This window comes from Luteimonas huabeiensis HB2 (assembly GCF_000559025.1).
Lineage (GTDB): Bacteria > Pseudomonadota > Gammaproteobacteria > Xanthomonadales > Xanthomonadaceae > Luteimonas > Luteimonas huabeiensis.
The window spans coordinates 21,537-46,955 of sequence record NZ_JAAN01000052.1; the positions used below are offsets into that span (position 1 = coordinate 21,537).

Annotated in this window: 24 protein-coding genes; 12 read left to right on the forward strand and 12 right to left on the reverse strand. The window is 63.4% G+C overall.

What is annotated here, in order from left to right:
* The first annotated feature begins 30 nt into the window (after nucleotides 1-30).
* The 5 genes from Z164_RS0119055 (at nucleotide 31) to Z164_RS21050 (ending at nucleotide 2,431) form a co-directional block, all read left to right on the forward strand.
* Nucleotides 31-321 carry a DUF6127 family protein gene (locus tag Z164_RS0119055; RefSeq protein ID WP_024892233.1) on the forward strand — a complete coding sequence of 97 codons (291 nt, stop codon included), beginning with the start codon at nucleotides 31-33 and terminating at the stop codon, nucleotides 319-321.
* Nucleotides 318-794, forward strand: coding sequence for a hypothetical protein (locus Z164_RS0119060; RefSeq protein ID WP_024892234.1), 477 nt, complete (start codon nucleotides 318-320; stop codon nucleotides 792-794). The genes Z164_RS0119055 and Z164_RS0119060 overlap by 4 nt, the downstream gene beginning before the upstream one ends.
* The gene (locus Z164_RS0119065; RefSeq protein ID WP_024892235.1) at nucleotides 791-1,252 is read left to right on the forward strand and encodes a lysozyme; all 462 of its coding nucleotides are present in this window, start codon (nucleotides 791-793) and stop codon (nucleotides 1,250-1,252) included. The genes Z164_RS0119060 and Z164_RS0119065 overlap by 4 nt, the downstream gene beginning before the upstream one ends.
* Before the next feature lie 81 nt (nucleotides 1,253-1,333).
* Nucleotides 1,334-1,669: a helix-turn-helix domain-containing protein gene (locus Z164_RS0119070; protein WP_024892236.1), complete on the forward strand. Its 336-nt coding sequence runs from the start codon at nucleotides 1,334-1,336 to the stop codon at nucleotides 1,667-1,669.
* Nucleotides 1,670-1,684: 15 nt separating this feature from the next.
* Nucleotides 1,685-2,431, forward strand: coding sequence for a DUF5131 family protein (locus Z164_RS21050; RefSeq protein WP_043691018.1), 747 nt, complete (start codon nucleotides 1,685-1,687; stop codon nucleotides 2,429-2,431).
* Between the two features lie 116 nt (nucleotides 2,432-2,547).
* Here the strand turns inward: Z164_RS21050 and Z164_RS0119080 are convergent, their stop codons facing one another.
* The 8 genes from Z164_RS0119080 to Z164_RS0119115 all read right to left on the reverse strand — a co-directional run bounded on the left by Z164_RS0119080 (nucleotide 2,548) and on the right by Z164_RS0119115 (nucleotide 17,547).
* Complete coding sequence (locus Z164_RS0119080; protein WP_024892238.1) at nucleotides 2,548-3,525, reverse strand: IS5 family transposase; 978 nt, start codon at nucleotides 3,523-3,525, stop codon at nucleotides 2,548-2,550.
* Nucleotides 3,526-3,588: 63 nt separating this feature from the next.
* Entirely contained in the window at nucleotides 3,589-4,434 is an 846-nt protein-coding gene (locus Z164_RS0119085) for a three-Cys-motif partner protein TcmP (RefSeq protein WP_024892239.1), read from the reverse strand.
* A 94-nt stretch (nucleotides 4,435-4,528) separates the two neighbouring features.
* Nucleotides 4,529-5,881: a phospholipase D family protein gene (locus Z164_RS23740; RefSeq protein WP_024892240.1), complete on the reverse strand. Its 1,353-nt coding sequence runs from the start codon at nucleotides 5,879-5,881 to the stop codon at nucleotides 4,529-4,531.
* Nucleotides 5,882-5,900: 19 nt separating this feature from the next.
* The gene (locus Z164_RS0119095) at nucleotides 5,901-9,182 is read right to left on the reverse strand and encodes a DUF499 domain-containing protein (RefSeq protein WP_024892241.1); all 3,282 of its coding nucleotides are present in this window, start codon (nucleotides 9,180-9,182) and stop codon (nucleotides 5,901-5,903) included.
* A 26-nt stretch (nucleotides 9,183-9,208) separates the two neighbouring features.
* Nucleotides 9,209-12,448 carry a DUF1156 domain-containing protein gene (locus Z164_RS0119100; protein WP_024892242.1) on the reverse strand — a complete coding sequence of 1,080 codons (3,240 nt, stop codon included), beginning with the start codon at nucleotides 12,446-12,448 and terminating at the stop codon, nucleotides 9,209-9,211.
* Nucleotides 12,445-13,026: a Cap15 family cyclic dinucleotide receptor domain-containing protein gene (locus tag Z164_RS0119105; RefSeq protein ID WP_024892243.1), complete on the reverse strand. Its 582-nt coding sequence runs from the start codon at nucleotides 13,024-13,026 to the stop codon at nucleotides 12,445-12,447. The genes Z164_RS0119100 and Z164_RS0119105 overlap by 4 nt, the downstream gene beginning before the upstream one ends.
* Nucleotides 13,027-13,071: 45 nt before the next feature.
* Nucleotides 13,072-13,956, reverse strand: coding sequence for a nucleotidyltransferase domain-containing protein (locus tag Z164_RS0119110; RefSeq protein ID WP_024892244.1), 885 nt, complete (start codon nucleotides 13,954-13,956; stop codon nucleotides 13,072-13,074).
* A 9-nt stretch (nucleotides 13,957-13,965) separates the two neighbouring features.
* Entirely contained in the window at nucleotides 13,966-17,547 is a 3,582-nt protein-coding gene (locus Z164_RS0119115) for a helicase-related protein (protein ID WP_024892245.1), read from the reverse strand.
* Nucleotides 17,548-17,638: 91 nt separating this feature from the next.
* On the opposite strand from Z164_RS0119115, the gene Z164_RS22695 reads away from it, so the two are divergent.
* The 5 genes from Z164_RS22695 (at nucleotide 17,639) to Z164_RS0119135 (ending at nucleotide 20,979) form a co-directional block, all read left to right on the forward strand.
* On the forward strand, nucleotides 17,639-17,944 hold the full coding sequence (locus tag Z164_RS22695) for a hypothetical protein (protein ID WP_152541062.1): 306 nt from the start codon (nucleotides 17,639-17,641) through the stop codon (nucleotides 17,942-17,944).
* Between the two features lie 320 nt (nucleotides 17,945-18,264).
* Complete coding sequence (locus Z164_RS0119120) at nucleotides 18,265-18,987, forward strand: type IV toxin-antitoxin system AbiEi family antitoxin domain-containing protein (RefSeq protein WP_236621831.1); 723 nt, start codon at nucleotides 18,265-18,267, stop codon at nucleotides 18,985-18,987.
* Nucleotides 18,984-19,910, forward strand: coding sequence for a nucleotidyl transferase AbiEii/AbiGii toxin family protein (locus tag Z164_RS0119125; protein ID WP_185974921.1), 927 nt, complete (start codon nucleotides 18,984-18,986; stop codon nucleotides 19,908-19,910). Before Z164_RS0119120 ends, Z164_RS0119125 begins: the two co-directional genes overlap by 4 nt.
* Nucleotides 19,907-20,395, forward strand: a complete 489-nt coding sequence (locus Z164_RS0119130) for a hypothetical protein (RefSeq protein ID WP_024892248.1) — start codon at nucleotides 19,907-19,909, stop codon at nucleotides 20,393-20,395. The genes Z164_RS0119125 and Z164_RS0119130 overlap by 4 nt, the downstream gene beginning before the upstream one ends.
* Nucleotides 20,392-20,979, forward strand: a complete 588-nt coding sequence (locus tag Z164_RS0119135; RefSeq protein ID WP_024892249.1) for an NERD domain-containing protein — start codon at nucleotides 20,392-20,394, stop codon at nucleotides 20,977-20,979. The genes Z164_RS0119130 and Z164_RS0119135 overlap by 4 nt, the downstream gene beginning before the upstream one ends.
* Before the next feature lie 31 nt (nucleotides 20,980-21,010).
* Here Z164_RS0119135 and Z164_RS0119140 read toward each other — a convergent pair whose 3' ends face one another.
* The 4 genes from Z164_RS0119140 to Z164_RS0119155 form a co-directional block, all read right to left on the reverse strand.
* Entirely contained in the window at nucleotides 21,011-21,430 is a 420-nt protein-coding gene (locus tag Z164_RS0119140; RefSeq protein WP_236621832.1) for a LacI family transcriptional regulator, read from the reverse strand.
* An 83-nt stretch (nucleotides 21,431-21,513) separates the two neighbouring features.
* A complete protein-coding gene (locus tag Z164_RS0119145; RefSeq protein ID WP_024892251.1) occupies nucleotides 21,514-22,872 on the reverse strand; it encodes a recombinase family protein in 1,359 nt (452 codons plus the stop codon).
* Complete coding sequence (locus tag Z164_RS0119150) at nucleotides 22,869-23,366, reverse strand: DUF2924 domain-containing protein (RefSeq protein WP_024892252.1); 498 nt, start codon at nucleotides 23,364-23,366, stop codon at nucleotides 22,869-22,871. The genes Z164_RS0119145 and Z164_RS0119150 overlap by 4 nt, the downstream gene beginning before the upstream one ends.
* Entirely contained in the window at nucleotides 23,363-23,581 is a 219-nt protein-coding gene (locus tag Z164_RS0119155; RefSeq protein WP_024892253.1) for a helix-turn-helix domain-containing protein, read from the reverse strand. The genes Z164_RS0119150 and Z164_RS0119155 overlap by 4 nt, the downstream gene beginning before the upstream one ends.
* Before the next feature lie 212 nt (nucleotides 23,582-23,793).
* Here Z164_RS0119155 and Z164_RS0119160 point away from each other — a divergent pair, with 212 nt between their 5' ends.
* Together Z164_RS0119160 and Z164_RS0119165 are read left to right on the forward strand one after the other, a co-directional pair.
* Nucleotides 23,794-24,846, forward strand: a complete 1,053-nt coding sequence (locus Z164_RS0119160) for a helix-turn-helix domain-containing protein (RefSeq protein ID WP_024892254.1) — start codon at nucleotides 23,794-23,796, stop codon at nucleotides 24,844-24,846.
* A 6-nt stretch (nucleotides 24,847-24,852) separates the two neighbouring features.
* The gene (locus Z164_RS0119165) at nucleotides 24,853-25,362 is read left to right on the forward strand and encodes a PIN domain-containing protein (protein WP_024892255.1); all 510 of its coding nucleotides are present in this window, start codon (nucleotides 24,853-24,855) and stop codon (nucleotides 25,360-25,362) included.
* The last annotated feature ends 57 nt before the right edge of the window (nucleotides 25,363-25,419 follow it).

The following is a 25,419-nucleotide window of genomic DNA, read 5'->3' on the forward strand; positions in this document are numbered from 1 at the left end:
CGGCGGGTTCTTCGTTTCTGGAGACCAGCAATGAGCCCACCCACTCTGCAAGACGGCATGGTCGTCATGCCGCGCGACGAGTTCGAGGAGCTGCTCGCACGCGCGGCCGAGCGCGGCGCGAGGCGCGCCTTGGCCGACGTCGGCCTCGACGGCGAGGACGCCGCCCACGACATCCGCGAGCTGCGCGGCCTGCTCGAAGCCTTCAACGCCGCCAAGCACACCGCCTGGCAGACCGTGATCCGGCTCGTCACCACTGGCTTCCTCCTGGCGCTGGTCGCGGGCGCCGTCATCAAGCTCAAGGTGTTCGGAGGTGGCCAATGATCGAGACCCTGCTCGGCGGCCTCCTGGGCGGAGCCTTCCGTCTGGCACCGGAGATCCTGAAGTGGCTGGACCGCAAGGGCGAGCGCAGCCACGAACTGGCGATGCAGGACAAGGCGCTTGAGTTCGAGAAGCTGCGCGGCGCCCAGCGCATGGCCGAGATCGGTGCCGGGGCCGATGCCGCGTGGAACACCGGCGCCATCGAGGCCCTGCGGGAGTCGATCGCTGCCCAAGGTCAGCGGTCCCGGGTCCGATGGGCCGATGCGCTGTCGGTCAGCGTGCGCCCGGTGATCACCTACTGGTTCATGGCGCTGTATTGCGCGGCCAAGACGGCGGCGTTCGTGGCTGCCATCAACGGCGGCAGCGACTGGGGCGCCGCGGTCCTGCACGCCTGGACCGAGGCCGACCAGGCCCTGTGGGCCGGGGTGCTGAACTTCTGGTTCCTTGGTCGCGTGTTTGACCGGGTGCGGCCGTGATCGCGGTTCCGCAAGCGGCTATCGATCTGGCCAAGCGCTTCGAAGGCTTTCACCGCGTTCCAAAGCACGATCCCAACCGGGCCTATCCGTACATCTGCCCGGCCGGCTATCCGACGATCGGCTACGGGCATCTGTGCGATCCGAAGCACCCGCCGATCACGGAGGTCGAGGCCGAGGCCTACCTCGCCCAGGATCTGAGGGTGGCGCTCGCCGCCACGCTGCGCTACTGCCCTGTGCTGGCCGCGGAGTCGGAGGGGAGGCTGATCGCGATAACCGACTTCGCCTTCAACTTGGGAGCGGGCCGTCTGCAAACGTCGACCCTACGCCGTCGGGTCAACCAGCGGGATTGGTCAGCCGCCGCCGCTGAACTTCGCCGGTGGGTGTACGGCGGTGGGAGGGTGTTGCCAGGACTTGTTGCTCGACGGGAAGCCGAGGCGCGTCTTCTCGTGCACGGGTAACAGATCCGGGAGCATGGCCGTGTATGCACTACGTGCATTGGCATGATAGATTATGCTCTTAACGCATCAACGGCTAAGGCAATGGCGATCACCAGCGTTGGAGAACTGGTCAGAGCTGCTCGCAACGGGCGCAGCCAGAAGGAGTTCGCTGCCTTCCTGGGCGTGAAACAGTCCTCCGTGAGCCGCTACGAGAGCGGGAAGGCAAGCCCGCCGATCCGAGTGATCGAGCAATGCATGCAGCTGGTGCATGCGGCAAAGGCGGAAGACGCCCCCACCGCCGACCAACTGGCAGAACGCATTCGCGCCGCCCTGGCGGACCCCGACCTGCGGCAGGCGCGCTTGGCGCTATCTCGGTTGGTGGATGCCTTTGTGTCCGAACACGCGCAGACTCGCGTTACGCGTGCTGCGCCTCAATGATCACTGGAGGCTGACGTGGCGACTCAATCGACCATCGAGTGGACTGAGCAGACGTGGAACCCGACCACCGGTTGCACCAAGGTTTCACCGGGGTGCAAGAACTGCTACGCGGAAGTGATGGCGCGCAGGCTCCACGCCATGGGCGCGCCCGGCTACGAGAACGGGTTCAAGCTCACGTTGCATGAGAGCCGGCTCGAACAGCCACTGCTGCGCAAAAAGCCGACAACGTACTTCGTCAACAGCATGAGCGATCTGTTCCACGAGGCCGTTCCGGACGCCTTCCTGGATCGTGTGTTCTCGATCATCGAGCGCACCCCTCACCACACGTACCAGATCCTCACCAAGCGCGCGGAACGGTTACCGGAGTACTTTGCTCGCCGTGCCTGCCCGAGAAATGTTTGGCTTGGAGTGTCGGTCGAAGACAAGAAGTACGGCGTTCCGCGCATCGCACACCTGCGCAAGGTAGATGCGCATATTCGATTCTTGTCCGTCGAGCCGCTGCTGGAAGACCTCGGGCGGATTGACCTGCGCGACATTCACTGGGTCATCGTCGGTGGCGAGTCCGGGCACAAAGCCCGGCCAATGCGAGAAGAATGGGTGGCGAACCTACAGGCCCAGGCCGAGGCCGCTGGTGCGGCATTCTTTTTCAAGCAATGGGGCGGCTGGGGTGCCGACGGTGTCAAGCGCCACAAGAAGGCGAACGGCCGCATCTTCCGGGGCCGCACGTGGGACGAGTACCCGGAAGCGATGACTTGCGCTTAGGGAAGGTCTGAACAACCCGCTCTGCCGCCCGGATTGCGGCATCGTGGCGCCGGCCTGGCGTCGCTTTCGAGCCGGATTTCGCCCGTGCAGGGCGGTTTTTGGCGGGTTTCCCCGCCTTACGGACGCACTGCTCCCGTCGTCGGCAACAAACGCCGGCGCGCCATCCACAGGTTCGACAGCGCGAACAGCGTCAGCACCTGCGCCGCGTTCTTCGCCAGGCCGCGGTAGCGCACCTTCGTGTAGCCGAACTGCCGCTTGATCACCCGGAACGGGTGCTCCACCTTCGCCCGCAGACTGGCCTTGTAGCGCTCCCACCGCTCGGCGTAGCGCCGCTCGCGCTCGTTCTTCATCGCACGCAGCTTCGACGGCTTCTCCGCGATCAGGAATCCGGCGTCCACGTCCTGCAGCTCCTCGCGCTTCTCGGCACCCGTGTAGCCGCTGTCGCCGCACACCGTGTCTTCCCGGCCGTGCAGCAGCTTGTACACCTGCGTCACGTCGGCCACGTTCGCCGCCGTGCATTCCACGTGGTGCACCAGACCGGACGCGTCATCCACGCCGATGTGCGCCTTCATCCCGAAGAACCACTGGTTGCCCTTCTTGGTCTGGTGCATCGCCGGATCGCGCTCGCCCGCCTTGTTCTTGGTCGAGCTCGGCGCACTGATGATCGTGGCATCCACGATCGTGCCACTGCGCAGGCTCAGGCCCTTGCGCTGAAGATGGGCGTTGACCTGCTCGAAGAGCTTCTCGGCCAGCCCGTGCGTCTCCAACAGCCGGCGGAAGTTGAGGATCGTCGTCTCGTCCGGGATGTCGGCAAGCCCGCCCAACTGCGCGAAGCGGCGCATCACCGGCGTGTCGTACAAGGCTTCTTCCATCGCCGGGTCGCTGAGCGCATACCACTGCTGCAGGAAGTGGATGCGCAGCATCGTCGCCAACGGATAGGGCTGGCGACCGGGACGGCCCATCTTCGGGTAGTGCGGCTCGATCAGACCCAGCAGCGCCTGCCACACCACCTGCTCCATCTCCGCCAAAAACACCTCGCGCCGCGTGCGCTTGCAGCTCCCCAGACCCTCGGCATCACCGAACGACAGCTGCATCGCACTCACCCCGATCACGGTGAGGCATTGTCGCGCAATCGGGCGGAGTTGTTCAGACCTTCCTTAGAAGTCGAACTTACCCTGGCCTTCCACATTGGACGCGGTTGCCCAGAACTTGTGTGCGAGCTCGTGTTTCGCTGCTAGCAACAACCAATATAGAGGCTGATTCTTCCCGCCCTTGAGCAGCCTCATCTCGGTGGATGGCCACACCCCGAGGTCTGCGACCTTTCCTCGCCAATACTGGAGGACCTGCTGCCGCAATGCTTGCTGCGATTGGCCTCGGGCCACCTTGTCCCGCCATCCCGGCGCAAAGGAATCGAAGGCAGATTCATCGGCAATCGCGTAGGAAACCGCATTCCGCTGCAAGTCCATTTGACTGACGTGAATCAGCATGTCGATTCGCTTCAGGCTGGCTAACGCGACGATGATGTCGAAGCTCAGGTTGGCCAGGTCAAACGGATCAAGGAAAGCCAGATTCAGAGCATGGGTGGTGTTAGGCTGCGTGACGATTTCTTTCACAGCTTGCGCGGCAGCCCCATCAATTTCAATGACCGGTGCATTCAACCGTCGCAGTCGTTCGGCGGCCGCCCGCCGCCGTTGTGCATCGAGGTCGGCAATGTAGATCTGCGTGAAGGGTGCTCCGCCTTCACAGCTTTTCTTCCACGCGGCAACAACGCCACCGTCAATCCACTCCCCAGTCTCCCTGACCTGGCACCTGCCTGGCCCGCAGAAGAGGTCGATATACGTAGCGCCCCCGTTTTTAGTGCCCCCCTTTCGATCACCGATGTACTTTGCTCGCGCAGCGCGGGAGATATCGATGTACCGGCAAAGGTAGTCATGCTTCTCTTTGGCCCAGCTGCCCACCTCCTCAGCCGGCATCCCGTCGTCACCTTCGATCAACTTTCCCATTGATGATCACCTCGTCCCCTCTGGTTCTTCGATCTGGACCTGCTCTTACGGTGTCGGTCGATCTACGGTCTTGGGCCTGCTGGCTGCAGGGGCATCACATCCCAATCTTGACGTTGTACCCAAGCGCTCGCAGTCCCTTACTCGTACGCATGTTCCTCGGCGGATACTCGTCAGGCCTGGCCCAGCCGACGATCTCGCCAAGACTGCTCAGACCGATATGAGGGATTGCCCAGTCGTCACTGCGAATGGCATTCCAAATGCGCTCTGCCACATGGCCACTTCCCCACACAACGTAGTTCAGCAGATCGAGCATCGTCTTGCCTTCGCGCGAGCGTTGCTTCCACAGCCACTCGCCGAACTTCTGCACCTTGTCATCACCCGCCTGAGGTTTGTCAGGCAAACCCAAGTGCTCGTTCTCCTGTTTGATCGCGTGGTCTCGGATCGCGTGCACCCGAGATATAGCGTCAACGAACTCTTCCTCAGTCAAATTCAGAATGCGTTCGCGCGCGAGCAGCTCACGAAGTCGCGGCGACCACTCGTAAATCGTACGCTCTTCGAAAGAGTGATCGAATTCGGCGGCATGCCACCATTCCAAGGCCTCCCGCAGCGCCAGTTCGGGGTTCCTCGAGTTCCGTGCGAAGAACTCCTCGTAAGGATGGCGGTTTCCGTCCTTGACCTGCTTGTAGTAATACGCGTGAAGGAACTGGTCCGCCTGCACCCCGGGGGGCACAGAGTCATCGATCCAGCCTGGCTTCACGCCCGGAGCAGATACACGGGCTGCAATGGAACGCATCAGCTGCAGGGTATCGTTCCACTCCTGCTCGAACTTCCGGAAGCGCTTCTCCGTTGACCGCTTCTTCTCAACGAACACGAGACCGCGATTCTTGTCTAGCAAGCGCTTCTTGTCGAACTGCTGTTCCAGTTCATAGTCCTGTTTCGAAAGCTGCAGTCGTCGATCAGCGAGCTGCCGCTGCTCCAGGTAAATCTCTTCTCTGAGTGGAACAGATCTGTCGTCCACCTCCTCGAAGAAGTGCAGCAGCTCGCGTTCCATGCCCGTTTCGGCGAGCTCGTCGTGTGGCAGAAAGACGCCGGCTTCGATGTTTGAAATCCAAGCCCTGTCCGACAGATTGGCTGACCCGATGTAGGCCCCCGCGTCCACCCACCAGATGACCTTGGAGTGGAGGATGTCAGGCACCAGTTTGCAGTGATAGTTGGGGCTGGCCTTGTCCAGGAACCACTTCAACACGGCGGGGTCGACAGGAACCGTATGGTCGTAACGTCCGTAGAACTCCAGCGGCTTCAGGTGCCGCGCGCAAGCTTCGAACAACTGCATGTTGTCGCGGTTGGCGTAGGCAACCGCTGCACGAACACGCGTGCAGGGTTCGATAACCTCGCCGAGCAAGTTCTGTAGCAATTGCTTGTTGAGGGGGCCAGCAATGAAGCGCATATGCCGCGATGCCTTGTCCTTATTCAGCCTTCCATCCCGCCTTGACCTCGGCCAACACCGCGTTGACCCGGTCGACAACGGATTGATCAACTGGGCTGCCATCACCGATCTCCACGGTCACGCGGATGCGCAGCGGATGCCCGGCCGTCGCTTCGCGCAATGCGTCTATGTGGTCAGCAAGGTCCTGAACCTCGTGCGTCTGAAGCTCCGCAGTCGCGGTTTTCGACCCGTAGTGCTTTGGCGGAGCCGGCTCCTTGGCCTCGCTCTTGCGCGCCACGATCTTGACCGCCGCCGCACCGCCCAGATCGCAGGGCCAGGGGCCCGAGTCAAGGGACCGCTCGATCAGTCCCAGCCGGAAGGCTTCATCGAGTGCCGCAGCAACGCGCGTCCATGGCAGCACCTTGCCACCCTTCGACGAGAGCGCTGCATGAATGAGATGGGCGTTGGTCGCATCGCTTTGCCACGCCGTGGGCAGCTGCGCAGGCAGCACATCAACGGCTGAAAGCAGCGGTGGCGGCGAGAACAGCTGAGCCGCCTCATTGATGAACCCTGCAGGAACGTCTTCACCCAGCACGCTGACCGTCCCGTTCAGCAACCAGATCCGGCCGCTCTTGACCGCCCCGGTGACGGCGTCAAGGATGGCCTGCTGAGTCGCCTCGGGGATCAGCAGGTTTTCGGTGTAACCGCCCTTGTCGACCTCGACGAAGTGCTTACCGGAGAAGTAGGCCGTAAGATCCGCCAGGGTGAGAGGCTCCCTGTTCCAAAGGCCCGGCAGCCGCCCAGGGGCCAGCAGTTGCGGATCCAGCTCGGACAGTACGGCCGCATCTGACAGCACCACCTCAAGGCTGGAGTCGTTGACGGCGTTCTCGTCCGGGCGGGACATCCAGAAAGTGCGCGTCGATTTGTCGGCGCGCGTCACCCGCAGTACGAACTCTCCCGCCTCGCAGCCCGCCAGGAGGGTTTCCAGGATGGCGCGGCGGTTCAGCATCTTGGGCAACTTGGCCGTAGCCGCAAAAGCGCCGACCAGATCCTTCACGAAGCGCGCCTTGTCACCATCCGCCCACAAATCGAACGGTCCGCCAGGCAGCAGCGCCTCGGAATTGACTGCCGTGCTCTCGATGCGCAGCCGCTTGTCCGCCACCATCTTGGGGAACAAGGGTTCGTTATCGACATTGATGCGGTAGGCAGCCACTTCGTTGCTGTCGTTGACCGTGACGGCGATGCAGTAGGCCATGACGATCTGCGACCCCATCTCCCCACGGGCCGCGCGAATATTGCCTTCCAGGCGCGTCGTCGCTGCGGTGTCGATGTCGCTGCGCTCCTTGAGCATCTCGCGCACTTTCTCCCAGCCCAGCAGGTCACGCACCTTTTCACGGGCCACCTCAATGCCATCTTTGGACGGCACCGCCAGAACGACGGCATTGCGGTTGCGCGCACGCGGCTTGTCCGGCCCCGTCGTCTCGTCAATGAAGCGCCTGGCCTCGGCGCTCGGCTTGCCATTGCACGCGGCCTTGGGGCCGAGCACGGCATAGTGGAAGTCTTCGTCGTCTTCGATGTCGGCTGGACGCGCTGGCAGCACGTGGACTTTAGCGCCCAGCGTGCGAGCACCTTCAGTGAGCTGTTTTGCCTTGGCGATTTCGGCCTCCAGGACTTCTTCCACGGCCGTCGAACTTACGTTCTGGCGCGCGTCGTGATGCATCTGCTTCAGATTCGGCTTGGAGCCCAGGCGCCACACCTTGGGCAACCCGCCTTCACGGTCGCCGGTGAACGTGTCATCGAGATACCAAGAGGCGTCTGACCAACGCCCCAGCCCCTTGTCCAGCTCGATGCGGTCCGGGGATCCCACGCCAATCAAAACCTTCAGCTCGCGCGTGGTTGCGCGCTGGCCAATGGGCTGAGAGTGGAGGAACGTCGCCATCACCGCTTGCTCGATCTCTCGGTGCTGGACACCGAGCAGACCTTCCTGCGCCTTGCGCGCATGGGCGAGCTCGGCCTCCAGGATGGCCGTCCAGTTCTGCCGGCGACCTTCGTACTGCTCAAGCTGCGCAACGCTCGCCAACTCACGTGCGGCTACGCTCAAGCCGTCCGAGTGCGGGTCGACCAGGAAGATCTGCGGGCCGATCAGCGGCTGCTGGTCCCACTTGACCGCGTCGCGCAAGGCAGAGGCGAGCGTCTTGAGAATGCCGCGCGTCTGCTGAAAGCCTTCCAGCTGGGTCCATTTCTGGTAGAGGGTTTCGATCAGTGCCGGGTGAAAGGGGTACGCGTCGGCGTAGCGCTTTTCCTCCGCGGCGCGGTTCTTGGCTGTGTAGTCATCGATGGCCTGAATGCCATTCAGCGCCGCGACCACCTGCGCGCCCCAAAGAGAACGATCGGTGTAGCTTTCGAGCTTCAAGAGACGGCGCCGCAGAATCTCCGGCACGTCCTGGCTTTCGACCGGCTGGATACCCTCGTCAGCCACGCGCTTGAACTCGTCGTAGAGTTCCTTGCTGATCTGTTTGCCGAGTTCGTCCATCTTGCCGGGGTCGGACGCCAGCAATGAGGCCACCAAACAGCATTGCGGCACCTTGGCTACCGCCTGCGTCAGGCTGTGCATGAACTCCCGCATGCGACCGATCCACTTCGGATCGGTATCGGCCATCACGCGCACGAACCACAGCACCTCGTCAAACAGGATCAGCACGCCATCGCCGTGCTTGCAAGCGAGCTTGAGGAGATCCTCCATCACGCCGGTGGCCGGCGGGGTGGTGCGCTCCGTGCCGTCATCCTTCAAGAGCTTCATGCCTTCGCTACCCGCCAGCTGCCAGGCGATCGCGCTCCAGGGCATCTTGACCGTTGCCAGGCTTCCGTCGGGCGCCATAACCTCCATGCCTTTTTCGGCGTCCAGGCGGTCGAACACCACCGACGCCACGCGCGCCTTTGGCAGTCCGCCTTCGAGTGCGCAGTGCGCCTTGAATTGCTGCACCGCTGGAATGTCAGGCAGGCTCGCAGGATCGCGCACCAAGTGCACCAGCGTGATCAAGGAGTGGGTCTTGCCGCCGCCGAAGGTCATGTGCAACTGGCGCACGGCCTTCTCGGACTTGCCCGCCAGGCGGTGGGTGACGTCACGCGCAAGGTCTCGCAGCTTGACCGTGGGGTACGTGAGCGCGAAGAACTCCTTCGCATCGTGGTAGACGCCCGGGTTGCGCCCCATCACCACGTCGTACAGGTCTGCCGCAAACTGCTTTTGCGACAGTTCCTGATTGGTGATGTCGTCGCGCAGCTGCACGACCTGGTGCCAGGGCTTGGTGGTGGTTTTGGCCATCGTTGTTCTCCTGATCCTGATTCTCTTTACTCAAGCCCAAGCGGCGCTTGCGCGGTGCTGCCTACAGAGCGCAGATAGTTCTGCAAGCGCTCCAGGATCGAGCACTCGTCCGTGCAGCCTTCAGCGCGGCTCTTCTCGATCAAGGCTTGGATCAGCTGCGCAAAGACCTGGCTACGGCGCAGCGCGCGGCTGTCTAGGTAGTCGTTGACTTTGACGACATCGCCGGCCACCCACAGCTGCATCAGCTTGTGCACCTGGTCGATCAGCGGAATCGCGCGTCCGCTCGCGGTCTCCACACCCAGCGAGCGGTGCTTGCGGGCGCGCCAGTCCTTGAGCTTGTACTTGCCACCACCGCCGATGCCGATCGATGTGGCCTCCTCGGCATCGCCTTCTTCGTCGTCTTCCGATGGATCCTCGTCCTCGGCTTGCGATCCACCACCGCTCTTTGCCAGCAGCTCGTACTGGTCGACCAACTCACGCTCCGAGAGGCCACAAGACACGGCGTAGAGGATGCACGGGCCAGCCGGCGCTTCCTTGAGGCCGAAGTCATTGCGATGCAGCAGGTAATAGGTGGTCACGTCGTCGAGCGGATGATCGCCGGGCGTGGGCTCCGATTGGCCATGCGAGAGCACACGGCCGACGACGAAATCCACCACGATGCGGCGTACGTGGCCGAGAAACTCGCTCACCGTCATGAGGCTTCCTGGCTCGGACGCCTTTTTCACCGCCGGGTAGCGGCTGTAGGCCTCCAGCGCCGGCCCGGTGGCAGCCCAGATGAAGTCCGGGCCGCGAATGCCGGCATCCCAGAAGTCGCGCAGCCGGGTGGTGATGCTCGACTCCATCTCTTTGAGCACCTGGGTGTCCCAACCGGCGCGTGCGAGCGGGTCGCGCTTCTTGCAGACCAGCCAGACGGACGAAGCCAGCGCTGCGGAGTCGATAGCCCGCATCCGAGACGCCTGTTCGGTCTGGATTGGCCAACTGCCATCAACAACGAAGCCGGCCCTGATGATTGCGGTGACCAGCGTCTCCCAAGCATCTGGCTGTTTGTGGGCGAAGACTATGACGAGCCGTCCGTTAGGTACCAGCTCGGCGTGGCACGCCTCGAAGGCCCGAGCCATGCCCTTCTCATAGTTCCTCTTCGACGCTTCCTTGTCGCCCTTGAATCGCGACGCGTCATCGATCAGCTCGCCGTCGTTCGCATCGTGGTCCCACTTCGGAGCGAGCGGCTGCGCGAAAACGCGGTGGTACTCTTCATTGATGCCGACAAGTGTTCTACGCAGCCAGACGTAGAAGAAGTCCATCAGGTCGGAGTAGGGGATTGCGTCGTAATACGGAGGGTCTGTGACAACAACGTCAAAGCCAGCGTCGCGAGCCTTTGTCGCCGAGCCGTTCACTGCGTTGGCCGTTCCGTTCAATTGACGGCCCCAGGCGGCGAATGAGTCAAGCGCGGTCGCGATACGATCGCAGCAGATCAAGTAACTGCCAGCGCTATCGCCTAGCAATTGACTCTCAGCGCAGTCCCACGAGATAGCTAGCGCAAATCGAACAAACGAGTGGTTGATTGTCGAAGCGTCAAGCTTCCACAGCGTGCCCATGTTCGCGAAATCGAGCAGGCGCGAGAAGCCGGCCGCTAGATACGCAATCAGTGCTTCCGCCCACTCCGCTGGGTAGTGCTTAGCGGCCTGGGCATAAGCCTCCCGCGTCGAGAGCAATATGCGACCAAGGCCGTACAACTGACGCGGCAGAAAGAGCTTCTGCCACTGATCAATTCCGTAACCATCGACCGAAAAGGCGCGTGATGCGCCACCCCCGCCAACTGGGGTTGGCTCTGTTGGTAGTCCAAATGGAACGTCTGCATACAGCCGATCAAGCTCTGACGCCGCCTGGCTGGCCAAGGTCAACTCTTCAAGCGTCGGAAGGCGAAACTCCTTTGTTTGGGGACTCTCGGTGACGACCGAGGTCATTACAGCTCCGAGGCGGCCAGCACGGCCCTCAAGGCGCAAGTCCTCCATGGTCATGATCGTTCCGCAGCAAGGGCAAGTGGCCCCAGAACGACTCATGGTGCCAGCACCCAGCTTCTTGTCGTACTCGCGCTTTTGCGCCGCGTTGCCGCCTTTGGCGGGGACGTTGGGGTCGATGCCGAACACAACACCGGTCTTGTCTTCGCGCGGCCGCATCGTGAGCAGCACGCGCTTGCTGTCCTTCTTGGCCAGCCAGCGCGTTTTCAGGAGTGGGACTTCAGCACGGCATGCCTTGCACGTAACCGTCCGGGCCCACAGGTAGGCCACCGTGGGCTTGGCCACCCAGCGCGGGTTGGCGGGGTTTTCCAAGTAGGCGGGATCGAAACCGGCGTTGAGCACCTCGATTTGCGGCTCGCCATCGTCGTTGACCGGAACCAGCTTCAGGGGCTCGTCGGTATCGAGCTCCACCCGTCGATAGGGCTTGAGGCTGCAATACTCCGCATAGGTCGGGTAAAAGCGCGCTAGATCCTTGCGCGCGTGCTTGAGCACCCAACGGCCCCAAGCACGCACGTGCCAAGCCAGATCGGCGTTCAGTTCATCAGCCTCGATGTCAGGCAGGCCAAACAAGTCCTTATTCTCGTTGCGGGCGGTTTGCACCTGACCCGCGATCTGTCGGGCACGCCGCTCTGCATCCTTGACCTTGAGGCCGCGAGCCTTGAAGTACTCGGTGAGAAAGGCCACATCTTGGAGCGCAAAATCCGGCAGCCGGCGCCTCTGTCCAGCGAGCTTCTGCGGATACTCCAAGGTGCACTTGAGGATGAACCAGGCCACTGGGTTGATGTCGATGGCGGTCACCTCGCAGCCGAGCCGCATCGCCTCCAGCGGAATGGCCCCGCCGCCGGCAAACGGGTCCAGCACCCGGGGCGCGCGGTCGCCATAGGCCTTGCGGATTTCCTGCCGGAACCACTCCATGTCCGGACTCGTTTCCCGACCCCAGCGCAGCACGCCGCCTTCGGTTTCCCAGGCTTCGATCTCCTCGATCCGGCCATTGGGCATCTTCTTCTTCTTGGTGGTCTTCTTCAGTACACCGCCCAGGCGCTTGAGCAGCTCGTCGCGCTTTTCCTTGTCCCCTGGGTCGGGCAGCAGCGTGGCGATCAGCGCCGCGCGGCAAGCGGCCAGAGGCCGGCGCGCGGGCCAGATGTGCAGCGTGGAGATGTGGCCATGGCGCACATTCTTCTCGTGCACCGAGTCAATGGAGGTCTGCTTGAGCGGGAAAGCGACCTCAATCAGGCGTTTGTCGTTCATTGTTTTCCCTTCTTCAACGCCGCATCGAAGTCCAGCATATTCTTCGCTACGCGCGTCAACGTGATTTCGCCGCGGGTTTCTCGCCCGCGGCCGGTAAAGTAGTCACCGCTCAGCCGCGGCTCATTCGGTCCCGTCGCGATCGCCAGCGTGCAGACGCCACGATGTGTTTGCATCGTCGGTGCGGCGAGGTTTCTCGGCTCGCACACGTACTCATACTTCAGCCCGATATCTCCCGGCTGCTCTTCGTAGAGCGCCGCCATCGTCGTGTGGGAGCGAGATTGCTCGGTCTCGAGATCGATGGCCATGCGCGTCCACGTCTGGCGCACGCGCATGACGCAAGGCACACTGGTTCCGCCGTTGTGCGAGGTGGCAATGGTCCCGACCCAAGTGCCGTTGAGATTTTTCAACGTGGACAGCCAGCGCCAGCCCCAGCGCTCATACATAAACACCATCCCGCCGTAGATCGCGCCTGCTGAGAGCGCGGCTGCATCGATATACCCAGTCACAGGTGGCAGCATGGCCAGCTCACGCAGAAGACTAGCCGCACCAATGGCCAGAGCGCCGAAGGCGAAATACACCTTCGGTCCTCGGAAAGGGTTGTCAGATGCGTACCCGTGCATCGGCTATCTCCACTGGTTCCACATCTGGATCAAACCAGCAATGAAGGCGCGGGCGTTTGCCTCGGTCCACCGTCCGTCACTGAACAGGCGCTGGATGCCGTTCTGGCAGACGAAGTTCGTGAGGTCCGCGCTACTCAGCCAGTTCACGACGTTGACGAAGGTGCTCCCGCATCTGCTGCCGAACTGTTGGTCGGGCACGTTGTAGAGCAGGCACTCGATGGCATGGGACGATGCCGTCCCGCTCCGGATCAGGCCGTTGTCTTCCATCCAACCGCGGGCGTTCTTGAAGATGCGGACGGTCGGCTTGTACCAGTTGCTCGTTCTGCCGTGCTTGGCCACCCCGTTCTCATAAGACTGAGTCGGAAAACTGGTGACCTCGTGATTACGTTGAACATCCCTCAGCCAGATCCCAGACGCGTGGTCAACTGCACCTGATTGAGTCTTGTAATACAGCCGATACTCCAAGCAGGGAACGACATCGGCCGGAATGTTGTTGGTCGTCCTCGGAATCTTGATGCTCTTCCCGCCTTCGGTGATGTTGTGATTCGGGAAGGCACGCCGGATGGCGCTGGAGACGTCGCGCCTGAAATCGGCAAGCGTATACGTCGCCGGGCTGCTATGCCCTTCAACGATGCCTTTGGTGTAAACATCCAATAGGCTGTAGTCAGGCATGTAGGTCTCGTTGAGCCTGACCACCACATCCACGTCGCTGTCGCCACGGATGTTCGTACTGTTGCGGTATGAGCCCTGAAGGAACACGTCGAAGTTCCGGACCGACAGCGTGGTATCAGCTTGCAACGCATCTCGGATTCGCTGGTAGATCGCGGATGCGGACGTCACTGCACCCTGATGCGACCAGGTTTCCAATTGGCTTTCGGGAATTGCCATGCTTGCTCCTTACTCCGACGCGCTGCGAACGATGTCGCTGTATCCGATCACCACGCTGCCACGCGCCTTGGCGATCAGCTTGGCAAAGGGGTCCTGCACTCGCAGCAGGCGGGGCTGGGCGCCACCGCAATCGAACACGGCGTACAGCCAGTAGCGTTCACGCAGGATGCAGGCGCGTGCCCATTCGTTCTCGGTCAGCTCGATCTCGCCGACGCCTACACGCCCTTTGACTTCGATGCCACGCTCCTCGCCAGTCCGTTTGGACAGCAGGTCAAAGCCTGGGTAGTCCGTGAGCCCGGCCAGACGGGCTTTGTCGGGCGTTGACACGTCGCGCACGTCCGCGCCCTGCGCCGATTCAAAGGCGATCGCCACTTCCATGGCGATCCGCTCGACCTCGGCGTCGCGCGCCTTGATGTCTTCGGGATCGGTAGAGGGCTGCACCAGCGCGGAGGCCAGGATTTCCACGCGGCCAGGCTGGATCAGGTCCACCTCGCGGCGCGCTTGAAGCAAGGCCTGCTCACGGCGCTGCGCGAGACTTCTCTGTTGCGCCTTGATCCGCTCCAGCTCGGCTGCCGCTGCCCGGTTGCCGTCACGGGCCTTCTCGGTGAAGCGCTTGCGCGCGGCGGCCAGCTCCGACTCCTGGTAGTCGAACGCCCGTTGCAGATACTCCTGGGTCTCCGCGAGGCGCTGGGTCGCTTTCATGCGCTGTAGCTCAGCCAGCTGGCCGACGACCTCGCGCTGGATGTGTTCCTGCGCGGCCAGCCGCCACGTGTCGCTTTGGGCGAGAAACACCACGCTGCCAGGACTGGGTTTGTCGGTGGGTTTGAGGAGCAGTAGGTGCTCAACGGGCGTCTCGATCAGCCGGCCATCGGCGTATTGCTTGAGGCCGACGAGGCGTTGTTCGATGACCTCAGGCTGGAGAAACGCGGGCAAGCCGGGATCCACGCCGCGCTCCACGCTGACGCGGGCGACATGGAACAGGTAGGGTGCGGTGGCACTGACGTCGGTGAAGATGGCGCCACGCAAGGCATCGTGACGGGCGCGCTCAATGGCTATGGCCGAGAGACGCTCGAAGACGGGCTCACCCGGATGCAGAAAAATGGCATCGCGCCCATCGTCAGGACGGTAGACGGTAAACCGGTTGCGCGCCGACTCTGGGTAGGTCTCGAGCACCGGGAGGAGGCTGTCGAGCACCCCCCGCTTGCGCGGCCGGATGAAGAAGGCACCATCGAGATCGCCGACAAGGTCGATGCCAATGACCGGCGCGGCGTGCTCGAGATACCGGCGGACGTACCCCGGCAAAAGGCGGCGCATCTCCTCGATGGCCATGGCCTCGCGCAGTTGGGGCAGGTCGATGCGGACGTCGCCGCCCTTGCCGTAGAGGGATGCCTCGCGGGCCTCGATGGCCTTGATCTGCTCCGGCGTGAGCTGGCCGGCGAGTTCGAGCGCCTTCTTGTCCGCCTCGTCATCCGACTCGATGGCCCGCTGGATGTACTCGGTGATGGCCATACCCTCGAAGATGCGGCCGACCACATCGAACACCTTGTCCGAACCGAGCTGCTTGCGGATTTCCTCCAGCTTGTCCAGCAGAGTCTTGATGACCCGTCCTTCTCGCGTCTTGCCCGCAACGAGGTTGATGATGGCAACGCGGTCTCGCTTCTGGCCATAGCGGTGAATCCGCCCCATGCGCTGTTCCAGCCGCGCCGGGTTCCAGGGCACGTCGTAGTTGATCAGGATCCAGCAGAACTGCAGGTTGATGCCCTCGGCTGCCGCGTCGGTGCCGATGAAGAAGCGGGCTCCTTTGCCATCGGCGTCATGAGGTCGCCGGAAGCGCTCGACCTGAGCGTCGCGCTCCTCGAAACCCAGACCGCCGTGGATGTAGGCCACCTGGTCGGCGTAGCCCATGCCTTCGAGGCGCCGAACGAGAAACTCAAGTGTGTCGCGGTGCTCGGTGTAGATGATGACCTTCTGGTCACGATACTGCGGCGAGCGCAGCAGTTCCGCCATCCGTTCGAACTTCGACTCTTGGCCGCTCACGTGAACGGCCTCGGCGAGTGCGATCAGCTCCTGCACCTGGTTGCGCTCGTCGATGAGCTCCGCGAGGCTGGTGGCGATGAAGGCGCCCAGCGCCTCCGCCTCGCTCTCCTCGTGCTCTTCGACGCCTGCCGATTCGGTTTCCTCATCGGCGGTCTTCGCGGCCAGCACGTCCACCAGCCGCCCCTCGCGGACCTTGCGGTTCAAGCGCTCCTGCTGGCTACGCAGCTCTTCCTCAGGCACTCGACCAGATTGGATGTCATCGATCAGCGCGTCGAGCTTTGCCAGGCGGTTGCGGAAGGAGCAGAGCAGCGCCCAGGTGCTGCTGGCCATGCGCCGCTGGAACACCGTCATGGCGAACCGCGCGGCCTGGCGGTTCAACAGCCGCGCCTGGTTGTAGTAATGGCGGATGTACGCGGTGGTGCGGTCGTAAAGCGCCTGCTCGCTAATCTGGCCTTTGGTGAGGTCGTAGCTCACTGTGTCGCAAAGGCGCTCGGGATAGAGCGGCTTGCCACGGAGGTCGACCATCTCCTCCTTGACCCGACGGATGAAGTAGCGCTCGCGCGACTCGCGCGGAAACTTGGCGAAGGCGGTCTCGGTACTGAACAGCTCCGGCTCCAGCAGCCGCCACAGGCAGTAATACGGGTACTCCTTGCCCATGTGGGGCGTGGCGGTGAGCAGCAGCAGGTGGTGGGCCGCCCACGGCATGCGCCACTCCTCGGGTAGTTCGCGTACCCCGGCGATGGCCTCGGCCAGCCGATACCGGTCGGTCGCCCTGAACGTCCCATCCAAGTCGCGGTTCGCCGAGAGCTTGTGCGCCTCGTCGAACACCACCAAGTCATAGGGCACGACTTGAGGGTCGCGCAGCGCGTTGAACAGGCGCGGTGCGCGGAGGCTGTCAATGCTGACCACAACGAGCTCGCTGCCAGCCCCGACGAACGGATTGCCGTCTTTGGCATCGTTGCCGGTCACGATCTTGAACGGCAACTGGAACAGCTTACGCAGTTCGCGGTACCAGTTGCCCACCAGACCGGCTGGCGCCACCACCATGACGCGGCGGATCGTCCTGCGTGACAGACTCTCGCGGACGTAGAGCCCGGTCATGATCGTCTTGCCGGCGCCGGCGTCATCGGCCAACAGGAAGCGCAGACGGTGCTGGGGCAGCATGCGTTGGTAGACCGCGATCCGCTGGTGCGGCAGCGGGTCGATTTCGCTGATCTCGGTCGCGAATGCCGGGTTGAACAGATGTCCGTAGGACAGCCGCTCGCCTTCAACAAGCACGCGCAGCGCGTTCGCGTCCCCCAGGAAATCGAGTCGGGGCGTCGCATCGTCCGTGTCAGGAGGTGTCGCACTCTTGCTGAGCTTCCCCGGCCCCGCTGAATGACCACCTGACCGACCCGCAAGCTCCCGCAACTTGGCCAACCCCATCGCGGAGGGCTTGGACTGCCCGTTCTCCCACCGATTCAGGGTGACGAACGAGACGCCCAGCAGATCTGCGAACTGCTGTTGCGTGAGGTCCAGGGTCCTCCGGAGATGGCGGATCTGCTCGGGATTCATGTTGCGCTCGCGTGCTCCATGGTTGGCTTTATATCACGCGATATATCGCCAACGCAAGGCCAGGTCTCGTCTACATTCGGGATCACCCACCATGACCAATGCCCATCGGTTGACAGCGGCCCAGTACGAAGCTGTCCGACTGGCGGCGTCGCGCCCGAGCCGAGCGCTCGAACCGTTGCCTTCGTACATCAGGGGAGCTGCCAGGCAGGCGGTGTTGACAGCGCTCGTTACCCGCGGCTACGCCATCAAGTGCTATTTGCCGACGCACGTCGAATACTTACTCACAGAGGTCGGCTTGACAGCCTATCTGGTCGCCACCGATACGGTATCGGCCACAGATCAGGTGGCCCATCAACCACCGACGGGTGCTCTACCTGATCAACCGGCTCATCCGTGAGAACCAAGGGGGCGGTGCGATGCATCGAACTCGCACCCTCAAGGCCAAGGCGTTTCGATCCTGCGCGAGAAGTGGGCGCGGGTTCGGTTCCGTGTTCCGCCACCAATACACAAAGGTCAACAGTTCGCTGTTGGCCTTTTTTCTTGCGCGCTCCCGCGTGTTCGCGGGGACTCCTGCGGATTCCTGCGGACTTCCTTCCTCCGGTCGTCTCGCCCATCTCGGCCCCATTTCGCTCTCTCCTGGCCATTCTTCTCTCCAGCCTCGCTCGCCGGCTAAGGGCCGAAGTCCGCAGAGGCCGCAACGTGGACCTATACAGATCAATGGGTTACGTGCTGACGAATCAAACGGTTGGATTGCGGCATCGGCAGGCAAAGGAAACCATGGCCGTTGTGTTTTGTCGGTACTTCTTGACAGCTACCGACGTTTCGCAACATTATGACGACATGGACAGTTCGCACCAGAGCATTCTGGATCTTGCCGCCCAGCGCGGCCTTATTCGCCCACGCGATCTCAATGAGCGTGGGCTGCCCACGATCGCCCTCACGCGGCTGGTGCGGCAAGGGCTGCTCCAGCGCGTGGGACGGGGCCTGTACGCAATTCCGGACCGGGCCGTCTCGGAACACGGCGCACTCTCCGAGGTGGCACGCAAGCACCCGCAAGCCATCGTCTGCCTGCTGTCGGCACTGCGCCTACATGAACTCACCACACAGTCGCCGTTCGAGGTCTGGCTGGCAATTCCCAACAAGGCACGCGCGCCAAAGATGGACTATCCCCCGCTGCGCATCGTGCGCTTCTCTGGCGCCGCGCTGACGGAGGGGGTCGAGGAGCACCTCATCGATGGTGTGCCGGTGCGCGTGACCAACGTCGCCCGGACCGTGGCTGACTGCTTCAAGTTCCGCAACAAGATCGGCCTCGATGTCGCGCTGGAGGCGCTACAGGAGTCCTGGCGTGCCAAGCGCGTCAGCATGGATGAACTTTGGCGTTTTGCTGCGCTGTGCCGTGTGGCCAATGTGATGCGCCCCTACATGGAAAGCCTGTCATGAACCAGCGCAACATGGCCGCCTCGGTGCGCGCCCGCCTGCTCAACCGCGCCCGCGAGACCCGGCAAGACTTCAATCTGATCTTGACCCGCTATGCGCTTGAGCGCCTGCTTTACCGGCTCAGCATCTCCCCCCACGCCGACCAGTTCCTGCTGAAAGGTGCGCTGCTGTTCGACTTGTGGTTCGACATCCCGCATCGTCCGACACGCGACGCCGATCTGCTGGGCTTCGGCTCGGCCGAGATCCCGCATGTCGAGGCGGCGTTTCGGGACATCTGTACGGTGGAACTGGACGACGGCATACGCTTCCAGCCTGACTCGGTACACGCGGAGGAGATCCGCAAGGAAGCCAACTACTCCGGTGTCCGGGTCACGCTGATCGGCCTGTTGGACGGTGCCCGATGCCACGTGCAGGTCGACGTGGGTTTCGGCGACGCCGTGACGCCCGGCCCCGAGGCCGTCGACTACCCGGTAATGCTGCCGGACATGCCAGCCCCGAAGCTGCGCGCCTACCCCCGCTACACGGTTGTCGCCGAGAAGCTGGAGGCACTGGTGTCGCTCGGCATCGCCAACAGCCGCATGAAGGATTACTTCGATCTCTGGATCTTGTCGCGCTACACCGACTTCGACGGCGCGCTCCTGTGCAAGGCGATCCACGCCACCTTCGAGCGCCGCAGGACACCGCTGCCGGATGGCGTCCCTTTCGGATTGAGCGACGAATTCGCGCAGGATCGGCAGAAGCAGACTCAGTGGCAAGCATTCTTGAGGAAGAATGCCTTGGACGAGCTTCAGCTTTCCGAGGTCGTTGCCGGTCTGCGTGCCTTCCTGTCATTCCCGCTGGACGCGCTCCAGCAAGGTGCTGCATTTCCGCAAACATGGCTTGCCGGAAACGGGTGGATGTCGAGCGGCGAGGAATCGGGCCGATGACCTGGAATCCCGATCTGCTCTTGGAGGATTTTCACCGTGTCGCCGGCATGGCTGGCGTCTCGTTGGCGCTTGATGCCATCGCGATCGAGCGGTGCCCTGCGCCGCACGTGCCGCCCAAGACATTACCGCCCGGCACCATGGCGGTGTACGTCTTCTCGTTTGGGCCTCATGTGCTGAAGGTCGGGAAGGTCGGCCCCAACAGCGCTGCTCGCTACACGGCTCAACACTACAACGCCGGCAGCGCGAAGAGCACTCTGGCAGCCTCCTTGATCAAACACGGCGAGCGCATCGGCGTCGCCGGCCTGAACGAAACGAACGTCCCCGGCTGGATCAGGGAGCACACCGATCGGGTGAACTTCATCCTCGATGCGTCGCTCGGTGTCCACGTCCTCAACCTCCTCGAGGCATTTCTGCAGTGCCGCCTCCGGCCTGAGTTCGAGGGATTTGCCAGCCAACGGATCGATCGCGAGGGCGGACAGGCATGAAAGAGGACATCCTCGAACAAATGGTGGACGAGTACCTGCAGCACAAAGGGTACTTCACCCGGCACAACATCAAGTTTCGACCTGCCGGCGATCATGTGGAGTACGACACCCGCCAGGATGCCGTGCATAGCGACATCGACGTGATCGGCATCCATCCGCGACTCGACGGCGCGCGTCGGGTGATGGTCGTGAGCTGCAAGAGCTGGCAGGGTGGCTTTCGTCCCGAATACTGGGTCGATGCGATCGCCAAGAACAAGGTGGTCTCGGGGCGTGAGGCCTGGCGCGGGTTTCGCGAACTGACCAGGGAGAAGTGGGCCGCAGCGTTCAGGACGATGGTCGCCGAACTGACGGGTTCGTCCTCGTTCACCTACATCACGGCCGTCACGAAAGTCGTGGGCAGCCGAGCGGCGTGGCAGGACAACGCGACGTTCCGCGAGAATCTCGGCGGCAACCCCATCGAGATACTGACCTTCGGCGACATGCTGAAAGAACTCTTTCCGTCCATCGACACGACTCCGGCCTCATCGGAAGTTGGACGGGTTCTGCAGCTGATCAAGGCGTCAGGCTGGTCTCTCGACAAGTAATCCAACCCGAAGGATGCACGTGCGACGGTAATCAGGGATTGATGATGGCCCGCTGCTCGTCCCATAGCAGTGGCGTCCCCGACGCCAGATCGAACAGGGTCACCTCCGGCGGCAGGGTCTCGTCGAGGATGGCGGCGACGATGTCCGGCGCCAGGGTGGTGAGGTTCACCATCCGGCTCACATAGGCCCGATCCATCCCCTCGCGCTCGGCCACCTCGGATAGCGTGCGCGCCTCGCCGGACTCCACCATCGCCAGCCAACGGTGGCCGCGGGCGAGCGCGAGCTGGATCGGCGTCGGCGTGTCGTCCCAGGGACGGGGCTGGACGGCGCTGCCGTCCGGCAGGGCCACGGCCTTGCGGCTGCCACGGCGCTTGATCCGGATCGGCACGGTGACGGTGAGGCTGCCGTCGCTCGCGGTGATCACCTCTGGCTGACCGGTCTTGTCGATCAAGATTTCGCTGCGGGCTCCATCCCTGGAGCCCGTCCCTACGGGACCAGCCTTGCGGCTGTCCAAATTCGTTCCCGACGAATTTGTCATGCCACGGCCTCCTCAAGGGATTCCGGGGTGGTCTCGGGGCGCAGCTCCAGGGCGAGCACCTCGATGCCGTTGGGCCGGAACCGCACCTCGATGTCGTTCGGCGAGACGACCACCTTGTCGATGAGGAGCCGCACGATGCGTTGTTGCTCGGCCGGAAAGAGCTGATCCCAGATCGCATCCAGCCGGGTCATGGCCACCGTGACCTGGGCCTCGTCCAGGGAGGGATCGAGCCGGGCGGCGCGCTCGGCCACCCCGGCGACCATGGCCGGGGCGCGCAGCACCCGGCGCATCTGCTCCAGCACGGCGGCCTCCAGTTCACCGGCCGGCAGGCGCGGCAGCCCGGAGGCGCCGGCGTGCTCCTTGTTCTCCCGCGTCGGCAGGTAATAGCGGTAGATACGTCCGTTCTTCTTGCGCGTGGACCAGGGCGTGAGCGCCCGGCCATCGATCCCCACGACGATCCCCTTGAGCAGGAACGGCACCCGGGCGCGGGTGTTGTTGCCTCGCACACGCGAGTTCTGCGCGAGGATCGCCTGGGCGGCATCCCACAGCCTGCGCTCGACGACGGGCGGGTGTTCGCCCGGATACCACTGATCGCGATGGCGGATCTCGCCCAGGTAGACGCGGTTGTTGAGGATCTTGTAGACGAGGCTCTTGTCGATGGGCTTGCCATCGCGCACCCGCCCGTCTTGGGTAGTCCAGGCCTTGGAGGTCACGCCGTCGAGGCGCAGCTCCTTCACGAGCAGGGTCGAGGACCCGAGCTCGACGAAGCGCTGGAAGATGTGGCGGACGATCTTGGCCTCGCGCTCGTTGGGCACCAACCGCCGGTTCTCGACGTCGTAGCCGAGCGGCGGCACGCCACCCATCCACATGCCCTTGCGCTTGCTGGCGGCGATCTTGTCGCGGATGCGCTCGCCGGTAACCTCGCGCTCGAACTGCGCGAAGGAGAGCAGGATGTTGAGCGTCAACCGCCCCATCGAGGTGGTGGTGTTGAACTGCTGGGTGACCGAGACGAAGGAGACCCCGTGGCGCTCGAAGACGTCGATCATTCGCGAGAAGTCAGTCAGCGATCGCGTCAGGCGATCGATCTTGTAGACCACCACGATGTCGATCCTGCCGGCCTCGATGTCGGCCAGCAGCCGCTTGAGCGCCGGCCGGTCCATGTTGCCACCGGAGAAGGCGGGATCGTCGTAGTCGTCGGCCACCGGAATCCAGCCCTCCGCGCGCTGGCTGGCGATGTAGGCGTGGCCGGCGTCACGCTGGGCGTCGATGGAGTTGTACTCCTGGTCGAGCCCCTCGTCGGTGGACTTCCGAGTGTAGACGGCGCAGCGCAGGCGGCGCTTCAGGGCTTCGTTCATCGCCGACCTCCCTGCTTCTTCGGATTCTTCGCCTTGGCCGGTGCCTTCACGCCGAAGAAGAGCGGCCCGGACCAGCGGGTGCCGGTGATCTCGCGGGCGATCATGGACAGGCTCGGGTAGCGCCTGCCCTCGAACTCATACTGTCCGTCCTGGGCGACCGTCACCCGGTGCTCGATCCCCTGGTACTCCCGGGTGAGCACGGTACCGGGCATCAGCCGGATGTCGCGATCGAGCTTGCGCGCCTTGCCGGTCTCCACCAGGGCCTTGATGCGCCGCTTGTTGCGCTCCAAGAGGCTGGGATCGACCTTGCGGAACTCGATCTCTTGCAGCTTGTACGCGATCCGCCGCTCCATGAACTGGCGATTGGGCGTCGGGTTGTCGCTGCCGAAGAGTTCTCGCCAAAGCGCCCTCATTTCCTCTATCGAGAGATCCGGGAGCCCGGCGATCCGGGCGGCGACGCTCGGCGGGGTGGGTGGGACGGTGCTTGCCTTCATGGAGCCTCCTCCAAAGTGTTGTTGACGGGGTGGCTATGAGGCTGCTTCCGGCCGGAGAAGCCAAGCTCAAACTCGCTCTCCGTGGGGTGACCTGCGGACTGCGCGACCGCGGCGTCGCGCAGTCGGACGAGGCCGCGCGCCAGCAAGGACGCGACCTCTTGCCGGCGCTGCTCCGGCGTCATCCGTTCGGGTGGTAGGTGGTTGATCGTGCACATCGGTATCGGTCCTGAACGTCCAACTCGCTCGATGACGAGATTGTCCGGTCAGGCCGTGACCTCGGCCATCAGGGAGTTTCGGGCCGGTGCGGACCGATGGGGGCTGGTGCGAAGGAGTTCGCGGGATCGGGTTGCGCCAAGCGAACAGAATTGGCGATGTTTACGAAACAAAGCTTCATACGTAAACTGTAAACAAAAGAGGACGCTCCCCAATGTTTGGCGAAAGACTGAAACTGGCCCGCAAGCGCTCCGGCCTGTCCCTTCGGGGACTGGCCGATGCCATCAACCATGCGGTCAGTGCCCAGGCGATCGGCCGCTATGAGCGCAACGAGATGCTGCCCGGTTCGGCGACCGCCCTGAAACTCGCCAAGGCGCTCGGCGTCCCGCTGAGCTACCTGTTCAGCCCCTCGGAGATCCGCCTCGAGGGGGTGGAGTTTCGCAAGACCGCTGCGACCCGGGCCCAGGAGCGCGCCATGGTGGAAGCCGCCGTCCTGGACAGCCTCGACCGCTACCTGCTCGTCGAAGACCTGCTGGAGATCGGCAGCCATGTGTGGGACAAGCCCGAAGGGGCTCCCTTCAAGGTCTCCGACCTCGATGATGCGGAGACCGCCGCCGAGAGCGTCCGCAAGGCCTGGAACCTGGGTGGCGACGCGATCCCCAACGTTACCGAGCTGCTCGAAGAGCACGGCATCAAGGTGCTCAAGCTCGACTTCCCGCTCTCGGTCGACGGACTGACCTGCCGGGTGGCGCGGCCGGGCCAGGAGAAGGTACCGGTCATCGTGGGTTCGGTGGCGAAATCGGTGGAACGCCGGCGCTTCACCCTGGCTCACGAGCTCGGCCATATGGTGATGGCCATCGACGGCGACCTGGACGAGGAGAAAGCGTGCCAGCGCTTCGCCAGCGCCCTCTTGATGCCCCGGGAGGACCTGCTGTTCGAGGTCGGGCAGCGCCGCCATGCCTTCGGCTATGCCGAGATCATCGAGATCAAGCGCATGTACGGCGTCAGCGCCGCCGCCCTGATCGTCCGGCTGCGCGATCTCGGCGTCATCACCGAGGGGACCTTGCAGGCCGTGTTTCGCGGCATCGGCCGCACCTGGCGCAAGGCCGAGCCCGAGCCGCTCCCGGAAAACGAGGAACCCCGGCGCTTCCAGCGCCTGGTGCTCCGCGCCCTTGCTGAGGACATCATCTCGCTTCCCAAAGCCGCAGAGCTGCTGCGCACGAGCACGGGCGAGGTGAGCCGGATCATGTCAGGACCCGCGGAGTGACCTATCGTGCGGGTATTGGTGAGCGACGCCTCGATTCTGATTGAGCTGGCGAAATGGTCCCTCCTCGAGGCGCTCTTCAAGCTGCCGTTCGAGTTTGCGGTACCCGACGCCCTGTACGAGGACGAGCTCATCGATCTCGGTGAGATCGATCGGGAGCAGCTCAAGGGGTTGGGCCTGCGGGTCGAGTCCCTGGATGCGGAAGGCATGGCCCGGGCCGTCACTTATCAGACGGCCCGGCCCAAGCTCACCCTCCACGACTGCCTTGCCGTCACCCTGGCCGTGACGAACGACTGGCCGTTGCTGACGGGTGACAAGCGCATGCGTGCCCTCGCCGACGAAGAGCACCTCGAGGTGCACGGCGTCTTGTGGGTCATCGACCGGTTTGCCGAGCACCGCATCGTGCGCAAGCCCACGCTCGCCAAGGCGCTGCGCGGCATGCTGGACGACCCGCGGACACGGCTGCCGAATGCCGAGATCAATAAGCGGCTCGCCCTCTTCACCGCGAAGCAAGATTGAGCGGCCGGCACTGACGCCCGGAAAGGATTCTTCGTCACATGGGAGAACAAGAACGAA